Below are 14,018 nucleotides of genomic sequence, written 5' to 3'. Positions count from 1 at the left end.
TCTATAAATCTAGCGTTAGAGAGTCGCTTAACGCTCTTGAACAACAGGGTGTGAACCTATCGTTTTTTGCCTTTTCATCAGCAGTAAAGAATTCATCTCTGTGGTCGGGTATACCGCATGTCACAGAGGTAACGCATGTCCCGCAAATTCCCATTTCGCATGATACGTCTAACTCAATACCCGCATCTTCCATTGCTTCTAATGCGGTTTGCTCTGCAGAAACATCAATTTCTAAGCCTGAACGGCTCAAAATGAGCTTAAACGGAATATCTTCAGTACCTTCTGCTTTAGGTTCAGCTTTAAAATTTTCTTTGTGTAAGTACTCGTCTTTCCAGTTATTTGATTTTGCACTGTCAAAAATATATTCCATATAAGCTGCTGGGCCACAAGTGTATAAATGCGTATTCTTTTTAAATTCACCAATAAGTTCTTTGGCATCTTTTTTTGGCTGGGTTGAAAAGTGAAAAAATACCTTTTCAGAAAATGAACACTCTAGCAATTCTTGATAAAAAGCAGCCTCTACGGGGGATTTAGCATGATAATGAAGCTCAAAATCAACGCCGTTAATATCAAGCTCTCTTGCCATTGAGATTATCGGAGTAATGCCTATACCGCCTGCGAATAATAGTGCTTTATTATGAGTTGAATTGAGTGCAAAGAGGTTGCGAGGATCAGAAATTGATAATGTATCACCGACTTGCACATCAGAGTGAAGTGCAATTGAGCCTCCTCGTGAATTGGCATCTTTTAATACAGCTATTTTATAAAACTCATCGGATTGAGGATGGCTGATAAGTGAGTACTGACGAGTTATTTTATCATTAAGCACCACATCAATGTGGCTACCCGCATCAAATTTAGGTAAAGCTTGCCCATTTATAGGTATTAGCTCAAAACTGACAATATTAGGTGTTTCAACCTTTTTACTGCGTACGTTTACTGAAAACATAAAGTTCCTAATGTTTGTTACTTTATGTTTATAATGTTGAATTATAGTTGAGGTGTCAACTATAATTTGGGTGTAGAGATTAACTTAGTGTTAACGTTATGAATGTAAAACTCTTTGCTCGTAATAAGCAATGATCATAAATAGTTTTAATCTCAAGATTTACCTAGTAAAATTTATTTATACCTAAAAATTGGAAAAACCAATGCCTTCTAAACCCAAAGAACCTAGTGCTAAGCAGCTAGATCTTGAACGATATATACCTGCGCTTGTAAATTTTCTTTCTAATAAACTCTCAAGTGGTGCATCTGTATGCTATCGAAAAAACTTTAATGTAGGCGTTATTGAGTGGCGTGTATTAGCAATGCTCAAGGTGGAATCAAATATTTCTGCAAATCGCATCTGTCAGGTCATTGGTTTAGATAAAGCCGCTGTGAGTCGAGCTTTAAAACAATTACAAACGTTAGGCCATATTAGCTTTATAAAAAATGCTAAAGATGGTCGTTCATCATTAGCAAAGCTGACGGAAAAAGGTGAAAAGTTACATGATAAAATTCTCTATGTAGCTTTAGAGCGAGAAAGATTGTTATTACAAGGGGTTTCACAAAAAGAGCTTGATACACTTATTGAGGTATTGTTAAAACTAAATAAAAACATTAAGCAAGTAAATGAGTTTAAGGTAAGTAATACCACATAGGGATTCTTCCTCAAACTGTTGAAAGGTAATTGTTTAAATTTTTTGTTGCTCAATCTAAACTACTGTAAAGTTATACACTTGCTAAGAAGTGGTCTATTTTAACTGAAAATAGCTTTAGGCGTTCAGATATTGTTTTAGGAACAACTCGATGAAAAGCATAATATTTAGGACGGTTTTTTGGATTTGGCTCTAGTTAGTTCTAAATTTTGAATACAAAATAATAAAAACTTAGAATTTAAATTCAGCGTAAAAATTATATAGATAGATTATTTAGGTTTTTAACCGTTTAAAATGTATAGTTTAATTGGTACGACTGAGTGGATTCGAGTTACTGCCCCTTGGACCGGTGGTCAAGATTAGGTAGTGCTCTTTCCTTCAATTATACGTTTATTAATGTTGGTACGACTGAATGGATTCGAGTTACTGACCCTTGGACCGGGTGATCAAGAGTAGGTAGTGCTTTTTCCTTCAGATGTACTTTTATTTATTTATTTTACTTAAATGTTGGTACGACTGAGTGGATTCGAACCACCGACCCCTACCATGTCAAGGTAGTGCTCTAACCAACTGAGCTACAGTCGTACAATTTTTGAGGTTTTACTTAAATGTTGGTACGACTGAGTGGATTAGAACTACTGACCTTTGGACCGGGTGATCAAGAGTAGGTAGTGCTTTTTCCTTCAATTATACTTTTTTAAACGTTGGTACGACTGAGTGGATTCGAACCACCGACCCCTACCATGTCAAGGTAGTGCTCTAACCAACTGAGCTACAGTCGTATTACTTTATTTAAGTAAGTGTTAATTGCTTAACAACGGCGGCTAATATATAGCGTGGCGGTTGGTGAATCAAGCAAGTTTGTTGTTTTTGAGTTTATTTGCCGTTTTTTTATTCATATTGGGCTTATTTCACACGTTTTATAAAAACCTTGCCACCAAACTACATGTTTTTTAGCTGAGCTTTTAAGTAAGTTCAGTAAGTTACTTGTCGAGCCCGTTTTTACTAAGTTATTAATTTGAGGGCTTGAGATACTTTCGTTAAACCAAAGCTCGTTATAAAGCGGTTGTAGTACCTCTAGATAACCAGTTAATTGCGCTTGATAGGGCTGAATTTCTTTTAGGTAAAACTTTTGAAATACGTTGCTTATGATTTTTGCGTTTTTATTATTTTTATCCTCTGGGCACAGCGTATTAAAGTTTAGTGTTTGTACAAACTGTGTAGCGTTGTTATTTAACACGACCTGCATGCGGACTGATTGAATGAGTGCTTGGTTAAATTGAAATTTATTAAGCTGCTCGAGTGCACTAAAAATAGAGTCGCTATTAATTTCACTAAATTCTTTAGCCTTAATTTGCTGTTTAATGAGTACAAGTTGCTTTAGCGCAAATACGGTATCGCGAAAACCAGCGGGTTCAGTAGTGAGCTCGTTTGAGGTGAGTTGCCAGGTACGATTTAACTCAGGTTCTTTAAATAACATGGTATTAAAAAAGTACATTAGGTGTGTTTCTTTATAGTTTTTGGCTGCGAGTATTTTTGTGTAACTAGGGCTATTTTTATCAAGCGTATTTAAGCAAACCTGCGCGCTTTTAATAAAGTTTATTTGATATTTTAATTGCCCAGCAGCGCTGGCTGTTTTTCCTAATTGGTTATTGTGCTCACTTATAAGCACGTTAAGCTTGCATTGGCTAATGCCTGCAAGCTCAACAATACTCAGTGTTAAGTCACTTTGTGCTATTGGGGGAGGCTGCAGTAAAGGGAGTTGCTTGAGCGGCTTAGGCTGTGTTGGGCTTGCATTAACTGTGCTACTTAAGCGTTCAATATAAGTAGCGTTTACAGTACTTTGTGGTTTGTTGCAGCCTGTAAGCATTAAAAAACACATTACCAGCAAAGCAGCTGGTAATGATTTAAGGCTGAGTTTATTAGTTTTGATTGAGTGAATCACTGTTAACAAATTCATATTTTAGACGCTTTCTTACTGTTAGCATTAATAAAATAGCAGCGACACTAAGGCCTACTATTATTCCAACCCAAAAGCCATGCGGCCCCATAGCTGGCACAATTATGTCTGTTCTTGCCAATACGTAACCTAAACAAAAGCCGATTAACCAATACGATATAAACGTAATATACGATATAGGCGTGGTGTATTTTAACCCACGAAGCATGCCATTTGCAGCAACCTGTAATGCATCGGGTAACTGGTAGACACACGCTAGTATCATAATTGATGAAGCCAGAGCCATTACTGCGGGACTGTCGGTATAAAGTTGGCTAATTAAATCACGACCTGTAAAAGTCATAAGTGCCAAAAATAGTGCAATTACAATAGCTAATATATAACTAGTCGATACGGCAACTTTTAACTGCTGTAAATTATTTTGACCATATAGATTACCTATACGAATACTTATAGCGATAGAGAGGCTCAGTGGCATCATAAACAGCAATGTAGTTACACTCGCTGCTATTTGGTGCCCCGATACAGCCACTGCTCCTAAATGCGCAATAAATAGCGGTATACACGCAAATAAAGTGACTTCAAAAAAGGTGGCAAGTGAAATTGGTATACCTAGCTTAGTAATAATACCAATGGTAGTGAAATTAGGTTTTTCGAATGATGAAAGCAGGCCTCTAGCATCTACCTTTTTACTCATTTGGCAGTAAGTGACTTGTGCTATTGCCATAACAGTTAAAACAATTGCTGTGGCAATGCCACAGCCTGCGCCGCCATAAGCAGGAAAACCAAATAAGCCATTTATGAAAATATAATTTACTGGAATATTAACGGCTAAACCTAATAGGCTTATATAAAAGGCGGGTTTGGTCATCCCCATGCCCTCGGTAACGTTTCTGTATACTGTAAAAATTAAAAATCCGAACACACCCCATTTCACAAAATGGATGTAGTCAATGGCAAGGTTTGCAATAGCAGGCGTTGTATCGAGCTTTAAAATAATGGCATCTGCTAAATGGGCAATACCAAAACCTGTAAAGCTTAAAATAGCGGTTAAATAAAGCGCTTGTTGAAAATAGTGGCTAATGCCTTTGCGGTCATCGCTGCCCGAAAACTGCGCAATAATACCAGTAAGCGCTAATAAAATACCTTGCAGAGCAAGTAATAATGGGTTCCATATTCCTGTTGCAATAGAAAGTGCAGCTAAGTCAGTAGGGCTAACTTGGCCGGCCATAATTGTGTCGACTACCGACATTAAAATAAGTGTAACTTGTGCTAAAAAAACGGGTAAGGCTAGGGAAAGTAAACGCTTGGCTTCCCAATTGCAAAAGGTCATAAAAAAAGCTATTAAATAAAACAGGCGGCAATTGTAATCTATTGCGTTTCAAATAAAAATCACAGTAGTGAATGATTTTATGAGTTGATACGTTAAACTAGCACTTTGTAATAATTTTAAGTGATTTTATGTTTACAGGAATAGTGCAAACACAAGCAACAGTGGTCTCTAAAACTCAAGCTGATGGTGTGTTACGCTTAGTTGTATCGGTGAGCGATGAGTACGTTAAGCATTTAGATTTAGGCGCAAGTATTGCTATTAATGGCTGTTGTTTAACGGTTGTGCAAGTTGAGCTAAGTAATCATGATGTGGTGGCGCAAGTGCATTTTGATGTGATTGACGAAACTCTAAAGTTAACTAATTTAGGCTTGCTTGAGCTAGGTAGTTTAGTAAATTACGAACGCTCTGTTACGTTTGGTACTGAGCTAGGTGGGCATATAGTGTCTGGGCATATTCATTGTACGTCACAAATCTCTCAAATAGTGAAACTTGAGAATAACTGTAAAATACAATTAAGCTTGCCAAAAGAGTGGAAAAAGTATGTGTTATATAAAGGCTTTGTTGCTATAAATGGCGCAAGCTTAACCGTAGGCGAAGTTGATGAACAAGGTTTTTGGATACACCTAATTCCGGAAACGCTCGCCATTACAAACATTGGTGCAGCGCAAGTGGGTGACAAGTTTAATATTGAAGTTGATCAGCAAACTTACACTATTGTAAATACGGTAGAGAACTACTTACGCCATCAGGCTTAAGTTAAAATATTTGTTCGTCGTCACTGTCTACGTGTAGCTCCAATTTATTATTAGCATGGTCTATATGCATATTTAAATGAATTGGGTTACAGCAGGCAGTGCAATCTTCTATATAGTCTTGATCGCCGCTGCTTGCGTCTAAGTCTAGATGTATGTGGTGTCCGCAGTGTGGGCACGTTATTCGTTGTGATAAAAAATCTTTCATAATCACTCCAGTTATAAATAATTAAGTTGGGTTCAACTTAATCGCTTACAGATGAACGTCTACTTACTCATTAAATATAGTGCTCAAATGCAGCTTATGACATTTATTTTATACCTTCAAATACCAGCTTTTCTATATGTTGTTTAGCTTCAGTAAGATAGTGACCGGCAAAGATGTTGGCATGATTTAAAATGGGGTATAGCTGGTATATTAACTTACGCTTTTCGTAATTTTGAGAAAGCGGGTAGTGCGCGTTATAGGCGCTATAAAAGTCTTTAGGTAGTGGGGCAAATAGTTCGCTCATTGCAATATCCACTTCCCGATCACCATAATAACAAGCCGGGTTAAATATTGTTGGTTCTGCTTTTAAAAATCCCATATTGCCACGCCAAAAATCGCCATGCAGTAATGAAGGTTGTACCTGATGGCTATGTAGTTGCTCTTTTACGGTATTAATTAAGCGTTCGGGCTCAATAAAGTTAATGCCTTTTTCAGCGAGTAGTTGTAACTGCCACCCTATACGTTCTTCGGCGTAAAATACATCCCACTTTTTGTGCCAGCGGTTTGGCTGTATGGTTGTGGCTAGGTAATTGTCTACATCAAAACCAAACATAGCTTGGTCATGTTTTTGATGCATTTTAGCGAGGTTGCGTCCCATATTAGTCCACGTGTCGTGGGGTTGTTTGTCTAAAACAAGCCACTGTAAAACAATAAATGAAAACTCTATATTTGCACCAGTTGTAATACATTCAGGTACTTTAAAATTACTATTTTGCGCCAAAAGCTTTAAGCCAATAAATTCACTTTCTAAACGCTCGAGCTCGCTTTTTAGTGCTATTTTAACGAAGTAGTTATGCGTACCATTGGTAATATGAAATAGTTTGTCGGTGTTTGTACTTTGTAATTGGCGTTTGTAGGTGTGCTTAAAGTCAAAATTAATGGCTCGGCTGATGTGCTCATTTACTGTTTTCCACATAACAATTGCTCGCCTTTTAAACAGATACTTAAACTATGGCAAAAAGGTATTAATTTAACAATCTAAACGTTGTAAAATTAACGGCTATATTGAATAAAATTACACTTACTGTAGTGGAGTTAAAATGAACAAAAGTTTAATAACCAATTTGCTAGCGGGTTTATGTGTTGTTGTAGGTTTTATGTTTAACCAAGCAATTGTGTTGTCTGTTGGTTTATTTGCACTTTCTGGCGCGGTAACTAATTTATTAGCTATTCATATGTTATTCGAAAAAGTCCCGTTTTTATATGGTTCTGGTGTTATAGCGCTTAAGTTTGAAAGCTTTAAAGTCGCTATACGAGACCTGATATTAACGGAGTTTTTTTCAGAGCAAAAAATTAATAATTTACTCAATAAAGCGCAGCCCAATATCGACTTTGAGCCAATAATTAGCAATGTTGATTTAAACCCTGCATTCGACAATTTGTTAGAGGTAATAGAGCAGTCTCAGTTTGGTAGTATGCTAGGAATGTTTGGCGGTACAGCGGCAATAGAGCCGATGCGTGAAAAGTTTATTGAAAAAATGCAATTGTCGCTTAGTGAGATTTCTCAAACTGACGACTTTAAAGCATTAGTAAGCCAAACACTTTCACAAGGTAATAGCGCAGAAAGCCTACATAAAACGGTGCTTAAACTAGTTGATGAGCGCTTAGATGAGCTTACTCCTAAAATGGTTAAAGAGATTATTCAGACCATGATCCGCGAGCACCTAGGCTGGCTTGTAGTATGGGGCGGTGTGTTTGGTGGTTTATTTGGTTTAATAGCGGCCGTTATTTAAATCTAGCGACTAATAAAAACATAATCATTCTATTGCATTAAATAGTGTACTTACTGCGTTAAAAATTATTTGTATAGAATAACTACACGTTGTTATTTGTGCCTGTTATTGCACTATTTTCTTAGCAAAATAATAGAGCACTAATTTAATGCAATTGGTATAACTTATTTTTTCAGGCTGTTATTATCGCCCCCATAATTTAGTCGTGTTTTTTCAAGGAGCAACGGTGAGCAAAACGTTAGCCAGTTATTATCAGCAAGCATACGCGTGCGATCAGCAGCATTTTAATCAGTGTTTTTATTGTGGCTGTGAAGCGACAGAGCGCGATCATTGTCCGCCACTGCATATGCTACAAAGTATCGTTGATTTAGGTGAAGAGGCTGACTTTATCTCTATCCCTGCGTGTTATGAGTGCCACGCACTTTTACATAACGAAAGACTGATGACGATTGATGAGCGCTTTACCAAGCTTAAAAAAAAGCTCTCAAATAAATATGCTAAACCACTGCGCGTTTATAACATGTGGGAAGAAAGCGAACTTGGCGACATGAGCGACGAGTTTGCCCATAGTATTCAAGCGGGTATGAAGTTAGGAAAAGAAGCCGCTGAGCGTTTAGCCTTTACGGGTTTTAGCTATGCCACAGAAGATGCCAAAGTAGCAGTGCGCGAAAAAACAAAAGAGTTTGATGTAGAAGGCATGATATTTACCGACTTTAAAGAGGCGCTAAATTACTGCATTAACGATTTAAATGTTCAAAAAAGCGACTTTTATAAAATTTTGGTTGAAGACTATCAAGGCGATTTTAATAAAGCATTGAGCCAGTATCGTCATCGTCATGACAAAGTAACGGCGGCTAAAGATGGTAATACACTTATTAAAGATTTTTCTAAGCTACATAAGCAAAACTCTGATTTTGTAACGCGTACGGTTAAGCACTTTATTAGTAAAGATCCCTCGCTTACCACCGAAGGTGCGCTTGAAAAGCTATATAACAATTATATAAAGAAATAATTACAGAAATTCATCTTAATTAACTGCGTTTTCACCTGTTTTTTTGGCTTTATCCTTTAGGTTTCGCTAAAGTAGCAAAAAAACAGGAGATCCAAACAACATGCAAAAATTTGCACCTTCTTTATTAGCGGTTGGCTTAGCTGCTGCACTTGTAGGCTGCCAAGAAAACGGCCCACAAGACGATAAAATAACAATTAACAAAAATCCTTACCCAAGTACTTATCAGCCACTTTCTACATCAAGCACTCTTATTACAAATGCAACAGTACTGACAGGTACTGGTGAGCGTTTAGATGAGGCTGATGTATTACTTGTTGATGGTAAAGTACAACAAGTCGGTAAAGACTTAACAGCCACTGCTGATATTACAATTGATGCACAAGGAAAATGGGTAACACCGGGTATTATTGACGTACATTCACATTTAGGCGCATACCCAAGTCCGTCGGTCGAGTCGCATCAAGATGGTAACGAAATGACCAGCCCTAACACTGCAGAAGTGTGGGTCGAGCATTCTGTTTGGCCACAAGATCCAGGCTTTAATCGTGCACGCGAAGGCGGCATTACTTCTCTACAAATTTTACCAGGCTCAGCTAACTTATTTGGTGGACGCGGCGTTACGCTTAAAAACGTACCAGCGCACACTATGCAAGGGATGAAATTTCCAGAGGCGCCGTATGGTTTAAAAATGGCGTGTGGTGAAAACCCTAAACGTGTTTATGGTCGTCAAGGTGTATTGCCTTCAACCCGTATGGGTAATATGGCTGGTTACCGTATGGCCTGGGCTGAAGCTGCTGAGTACAAACGTGCATGGGATAAATACGATGCCGATTACGCCGCAGGTTTAAATCCAGAAGCACCAGTACGTGATATTAAACACGATACGCTACGCGGTGTGCTTGAAGGAGAAGTACGTATTCATAATCATTGTTATAAAGCTGAAGAAATGGCAATGATGATTGACCTGTCAAAAGAATTTGGTTACCACGCGGGTACTTTTCACCACGGTGTAGAAGCATATAAAATTGCTGACTTACTTGCGCAAAATGGTTCGTGTGCTGCACTTTGGCCAGACTGGTGGGGCTTTAAAATGGAAGCCTACGACATGGTTCAAGAAAATGTGGCTATTGTTGATGCGGTTAAAAACTCGTGTGCAGTTGTTCACTCAGATTCAGATACTACTATTCAGCGTTTAAACCAAGAAGCGGGCAAGGTGATGTACCGAGCTAACGAAAATGGTTTTGATATTTCTGAGCAACACGCTATTAAATGGATCACGTCTAACGCTGCTAAATCGTTAGGAATTGATGACAAAACAGGTTCACTAGAAGCCGGTAAGCAGGGCGATGTTGTTATTTGGAATCAAAGCCCATTTAGTGTCTATGCTAAAGCTGAACAAGTGTTTGTTGATGGTGCAAAAGTTTACGATAGAAACGACAGCGCGTACCAAGCAACAAGTGATTTTATGTTAGGTCAACAATAAGGAGCACCCAGAATGAAAAATTTATCACGTTCGTTTTCGCTTTCTCTGGTTGCTGCAGGATTATTAGCATCTGGTGCTGTAAGCGCACAATCACTAGCAATTATTAATGCAACATTGCATACGTCTTCTGATCAAGGTGTATTAGAAGCGGCAAGCATAGTAATGACAGATGGTAAAATCACAGCGATTAACCCAACTGAAATTAAAGTAGATCAAATTATTGATGCAAAAGGGCAAATTGTAACTCCTGGCTTTATAGCAAGTATTAATCAACTTGGTTTAGTTGAAGTAAGTGCAGTTGCAGGCTCTCGCGATGCAGGTGAGGAAAAAGCCGGTATTGATTTTGATGTAAGCCTTGCTTACAACGCACATTCAAGCTTAATTCCTTACGCTCGTAAAGGCGGCGTAACACGCGATGTAATTACTCCTCATGGCGGCGATAGCATTTTTTCAGGCCTTGCGAGTGTTGTTGATTTAAGTGGTAGTTTTGACAGTGACATGCAAAAACAAGCGGCTTTAATTGTTTACTTAGGTGAGCGTAGTAAAGGCTCACGTGCTTTTACTTTGCAAACACTTATTAATAAGCTTGATGCGCACAAAAATAAAGCTGGTAAAAAAGCGAAAAAAGATGACGACAAGCCAAGTACTGAAGATAAAGTAATGACTAAAGTACTCAGTGGTGAAATGCCATTAGTGGTTGGCGTTTCGCGTGCGGCGGATATTATTGAGCTAATTAAAGTAAAAGAGCAATTTGGTATTAACCTAGTACTTAACGGTGCGCAAGATGCTGTTGTAGTAAAAGAGCGCGTTGCTAAAGCAAATATTCCAGTGATTATTAGTGCAATGGATAGCTTACCAGGAAGCTTTGATTCGCTTCATGCGAGTTTAGATAATGCTAGTGTGCTTGAAAAAGCAGGCGTTAAAGTATTATTAACGGTAGGTGGCGATGCAAGTCACAATATTTATCAGCTGCGTTTTGATGCTGGTAATGCTGTGTCGTACGGTATGAGCCAAGAAGGTGCGTTAAAAGCGCTTACATCAAACGTTGCTGATGTATTTGGCATTAATGCAGGTAGCCTTGAAGTTGGCAAAGCTGCTGATGTAGTAATATGGAGTAATGACCCGTTTGAGTTAAGCAGCCATGTGAGAAAAATGTTTATTAATGGCGTTGAGGTATCTACACAATCTCGTCAAGATAAACTGCGTGACCGCTATACGACAGATTCAAAAATGCCACGTGCTTATACCAACCCGCAATAATACTTAATCAATTTGAGGGATTAAATCTGACGGTAACTGCGTTAAAAATTTCTGATATAGAGCAACTAAATAACGAAATTTTTGCCTTGTTATCGACAAGATTTTCTTGCCTCAAAGTTGATCACTTAATTAAGCGAATTGGTATGATACTAAATAATTAATTAATTAAATAAATAAATTTAATTATTCAAAGGCCGCTATTTTATAAATAGCGGCTTTTTTTGTAAAGTTTAGACATAAAAAAGCCGCTTACTTTTGCAAGTAAGCGGCTTTTAAATTTAAACCGATATTTATACTAATTTAGCAAGAATATCGTTAAATGTAGTGCTTGGACGCATCGCTTTAAAGGCTGCATCATCGTTAGGCTGGAAGTAACCGCCTAAATCAACTGCAGGGCCTTGCGCATCGTTAAGCTCACTTACGATTTGCTCTTTATTAGACTCAAGGTCGCTAGCGATTTGAGTAAACTGTGCTTTAAGTTCACTGTCATCATTTTGCTTAGCAAGTTCTTGTGCCCAGAATAAAGATAGGAAGAAATGAGAACCACGGTTATCAATTTCTTTCACTTTACGTGACGGCGATTTGTTTTCAGCAAGGAACGTACCTGTTGCTTTATCTAGGGTATCAGCAAGTACTTGTGCCTTGTTGTTACCAGCAGTTACGCTTAAATGCTCAAGTGATGCAGCAAGTGCTAAAAATTCACCTAAAGAATCCCAACGTAAGTGGTTTTCTTTTTCGAATTGTTGAACATGCTTAGGTGCAGAACCACCCGCGCCAGTTTCAAATAATCCACCACCGTTCATAAGTGGAACAATTGAAAGCATTTTAGCACTCGTACCCAACTCTAAAATTGGGAATAAATCTGTAAGGTAATCACGTAAAACGTTACCTGTTACAGAAATCGTGTCTTTACCTTCTTTAATACGCGCTAGTGAGAACAATGTTGCTTCAAGCGGTGCTAAAATTTGAATATCTAGACCAGCTGTATCGTGATCAGGTAGGTATTTATTTACTTTTTTGATTAGCTGCGCATCATGTGCACGGTTTTCGTCTAACCAGAAAATAGCTGGAACGCCTGTTGCGCGTGCACGATTTACTGCAAGCTTAACCCAATCTTGAATTGGTGCGTCTTTAACCTGACACATACGCCAGATATCGCCTTGCTCAACACTGTGCTCAAGTAATGTATTACCGTTTGCATCAACAACACGGATAGAACCGTCCGCTTTTGCTTCAAATGTTTTGTCGTGTGAACCGTATTCTTCAGCTTTTTGAGCCATAAGGCCAACGTTTGGAACGCTACCCATTGTTGTTGGATCAAACGCGCCATTTTCTTTACAAAAATCGATAGTTGCTTGGTAAACACTTGAGTAACAACGATCAGGAATTACAAAGCTAGTGTCTTGTAATTTTCCATCGTTATTCCACATTTGACCGCTTGAACGGATTGCTGCAGGCATAGATGCATCGATGATCACGTCACTTGGTACGTGTAAGTTTGTAATACCACGGTCAGAATCAACCATAGCAATAGCAGGGCGGTTAGCGTAAACAGCTTGAATATCTGCTTCAATTTCTTCGCGCTTAGCATCGTCTAATGTTTGAATTTTAGAATATACGTCGCCTAAACCATTATTTACATCAACACCTAGCTCTTCAAAAAGCTCACCGTGTTTAGCAAATACATCTTTGTAGAATACTTTAACAGCGTGACCGAAGATGATTGGATCAGATACTTTCATCATTGTCGCTTTCATGTGAAGCGAGAACAAAACACCTTTTTCTTTAGCAGCGTCAATTTCTGCAGCTAAGAAAGCTTGAAGCTTAGAAGCGCTAATGCTTGATGCATCAATAACTTCGCCAGCTAAAAGAGGTGTGCTTTGTTTAAGAACAGTAACGTCACCGTTAGTTGCAACATGTTCAATACGCACATCAGTGGCTGTATCAACAGTTACTGATTTTTCTGAACCGAAGAAATCGCCTTCGCTCATACTTGCAACGTAAGACTGAGAATCTTTGCTCCACGCACCCATTGAATGTGGGTTGTTACGTGCATATTCTTTTACAGAGCCTGGCGCGCGACGATCTGAGTTACCTTCACGTAGTACAGGGTTTACTGCACTGCCTTTAATTTTGTCGTAAGCCGCTTGAATTGCTTTTTCTTCATCATTTTTAGGTTCAACAGGGTATTCTGGAAGAGCGTAACCTTTTGCTTGAAGCTCTTTAATTACAGCGCGAAGCTGTGGTACAGATGCACTGATGTTTGGTAATTTGATGATGTTTGCTTCTGGTGTTTTAGCAAGCTCGCCAAGTTCAGCAAGTGCATCACCAATGCGTTGTTCTTCTGTTAAATAATCAGGGAAGCTAGCAATTACACGACCTGCTAATGAAATGTCGCGAGTTTCAACTTCAACACCGGCCGCATTTGTATATGCTTGGATGATCGGTAGCAACGAATAAGTTGCTAGTGCCGGAGCTTCGTCCGTTTTTGTATAGATAATTTTTGATGTCATCATCATTCCTAGATAGTCGACCGATAAGGTCTTATTCAACAATGCAAAGAAAATCATTACTTAT

The 14,018-nt window shown here is 38.4% G+C and carries 12 protein-coding genes and 2 tRNA genes; 6 read left to right on the top strand and 8 right to left on the bottom strand.

Annotated features, from left to right (window positions below; translation table 11 throughout):
* Position 1: 1 nt before the first annotated feature.
* A complete protein-coding gene (locus H5118_RS03700) occupies positions 2-949 on the bottom strand; it encodes a PDR/VanB family oxidoreductase (RefSeq protein WP_182747840.1) in 948 nt (315 codons plus the stop codon).
* Between the two features lie 190 nt (positions 950-1,139).
* On the opposite strand from H5118_RS03700, the gene H5118_RS03695 reads away from it, so the two are divergent.
* The gene (locus H5118_RS03695) at positions 1,140-1,643 is read left to right on the top strand and encodes a MarR family winged helix-turn-helix transcriptional regulator (protein ID WP_220486909.1); all 504 of its coding nucleotides are present in this window, start codon (positions 1,140-1,142) and stop codon (positions 1,641-1,643) included.
* Between the two features lie 505 nt (positions 1,644-2,148).
* Here the strand turns inward: H5118_RS03695 and H5118_RS03690 are convergent.
* From H5118_RS03690 to H5118_RS03675, 4 genes are all read right to left on the bottom strand, one after another.
* A tRNA-Val gene (locus H5118_RS03690) sits at positions 2,149-2,225 on the bottom strand.
* 120 nt (positions 2,226-2,345) lie between these two features.
* A tRNA-Val gene (locus H5118_RS03685) sits at positions 2,346-2,422 on the bottom strand.
* A 113-nt stretch (positions 2,423-2,535) separates the two neighbouring features.
* On the bottom strand, positions 2,536-3,600 hold the full coding sequence (locus H5118_RS03680) for a DUF3080 family protein (RefSeq protein WP_182747839.1): 1,065 nt from the start codon (positions 3,598-3,600) through the stop codon (positions 2,536-2,538).
* Entirely contained in the window at positions 3,563-4,933 is a 1,371-nt protein-coding gene (locus H5118_RS03675) for an MATE family efflux transporter (RefSeq protein ID WP_182711673.1), read from the bottom strand. Before H5118_RS03675 ends, H5118_RS03680 begins: the two co-directional genes overlap by 38 nt.
* A 128-nt stretch (positions 4,934-5,061) precedes the next feature.
* Between H5118_RS03675 and H5118_RS03670 the strand changes: the two genes are divergently transcribed.
* Positions 5,062-5,688 (top strand): riboflavin synthase subunit alpha, encoded by a 627-nt coding sequence (locus H5118_RS03670; RefSeq protein ID WP_182673399.1) that lies wholly within the window; start codon positions 5,062-5,064, stop codon positions 5,686-5,688.
* A 1-nt stretch (position 5,689) separates the two neighbouring features.
* Here the strand turns inward: H5118_RS03670 and H5118_RS03665 are convergent, their stop codons facing one another.
* Both H5118_RS03665 and H5118_RS03660 read right to left on the bottom strand, forming a co-directional pair.
* Complete coding sequence (locus H5118_RS03665) at positions 5,690-5,893, bottom strand: CPXCG motif-containing cysteine-rich protein (RefSeq protein WP_002962509.1); 204 nt, start codon at positions 5,891-5,893, stop codon at positions 5,690-5,692.
* A gap of 103 nt (positions 5,894-5,996) precedes the next feature.
* Complete coding sequence (locus tag H5118_RS03660) at positions 5,997-6,869, bottom strand: fructosamine kinase family protein (protein WP_182747837.1); 873 nt, start codon at positions 6,867-6,869, stop codon at positions 5,997-5,999.
* A gap of 124 nt (positions 6,870-6,993) precedes the next feature.
* On the opposite strand from H5118_RS03660, the gene H5118_RS03655 reads away from it, so the two are divergent.
* From H5118_RS03655 to H5118_RS03640, 4 genes are all read left to right on the top strand, one after another.
* A complete protein-coding gene (locus H5118_RS03655; RefSeq protein WP_182747835.1) occupies positions 6,994-7,686 on the top strand; it encodes a DUF445 domain-containing protein in 693 nt (230 codons plus the stop codon).
* A gap of 226 nt (positions 7,687-7,912) precedes the next feature.
* Positions 7,913-8,698, top strand: coding sequence for a hypothetical protein (locus H5118_RS03650; protein ID WP_002962505.1), 786 nt, complete (start codon positions 7,913-7,915; stop codon positions 8,696-8,698).
* Positions 8,699-8,798: 100 nt separating this feature from the next.
* Positions 8,799-10,181, top strand: a complete 1,383-nt coding sequence (locus tag H5118_RS03645; protein ID WP_138489162.1) for an amidohydrolase — start codon at positions 8,799-8,801, stop codon at positions 10,179-10,181.
* Between the two features lie 12 nt (positions 10,182-10,193).
* Positions 10,194-11,441 (top strand): amidohydrolase family protein, encoded by a 1,248-nt coding sequence (locus tag H5118_RS03640; RefSeq protein ID WP_182747833.1) that lies wholly within the window; start codon positions 10,194-10,196, stop codon positions 11,439-11,441.
* A 290-nt stretch (positions 11,442-11,731) separates the two neighbouring features.
* On the opposite strand, the gene H5118_RS03635 is transcribed toward H5118_RS03640, so the two are convergent.
* On the bottom strand, positions 11,732-13,954 hold the full coding sequence (locus H5118_RS03635; protein ID WP_182672153.1) for an NADP-dependent isocitrate dehydrogenase: 2,223 nt from the start codon (positions 13,952-13,954) through the stop codon (positions 11,732-11,734).
* Positions 13,955-14,018: the final 64 nt, after the last annotated feature.

The sequence above is a fragment of the Pseudoalteromonas sp. SR41-1 genome, from assembly GCF_014164015.1.
GTDB lineage: Bacteria > Pseudomonadota > Gammaproteobacteria > Enterobacterales > Alteromonadaceae > Pseudoalteromonas > Pseudoalteromonas distincta.
Note: the sequence above shows the minus strand (reverse complement) of the source record. Positions and strands in the feature narration are given on the sequence as shown.

Excerpts from the sequence above, each read along its gene's own strand:
- H5118_RS03655 (WP_182747835.1), top strand. The coding sequence starts at position 6,994 with ATGAACAAAAGTTTAATAACCAATTTGCTAGCGGGTTTATGTGTTGTT.
- H5118_RS03675 (WP_182711673.1), bottom strand. The coding sequence starts at position 4,933 with ATGACCTTTTGCAATTGGGAAGCCAAGCGTTTACTTTCCCTAGCCTTA.
- H5118_RS03665 (WP_002962509.1), bottom strand. The coding sequence starts at position 5,893 with ATGAAAGATTTTTTATCACAACGAATAACGTGCCCACACTGCGGACAC.
- H5118_RS03680 (WP_182747839.1), bottom strand. The coding sequence starts at position 3,600 with ATGAATTTGTTAACAGTGATTCACTCAATCAAAACTAATAAACTCAGC.
- H5118_RS03640 (WP_182747833.1), top strand. The coding sequence starts at position 10,194 with ATGAAAAATTTATCACGTTCGTTTTCGCTTTCTCTGGTTGCTGCAGGA.
- H5118_RS03660 (WP_182747837.1), bottom strand. The coding sequence starts at position 6,869 with ATGTGGAAAACAGTAAATGAGCACATCAGCCGAGCCATTAATTTTGAC.
- H5118_RS03635 (WP_182672153.1), bottom strand. The coding sequence starts at position 13,954 with ATGACATCAAAAATTATCTATACAAAAACGGACGAAGCTCCGGCACTA.
- H5118_RS03645 (WP_138489162.1), top strand. The coding sequence starts at position 8,799 with ATGCAAAAATTTGCACCTTCTTTATTAGCGGTTGGCTTAGCTGCTGCA.
- H5118_RS03670 (WP_182673399.1), top strand. The coding sequence starts at position 5,062 with ATGTTTACAGGAATAGTGCAAACACAAGCAACAGTGGTCTCTAAAACT.
- H5118_RS03700 (WP_182747840.1), bottom strand. The coding sequence starts at position 949 with ATGTTTTCAGTAAACGTACGCAGTAAAAAGGTTGAAACACCTAATATT.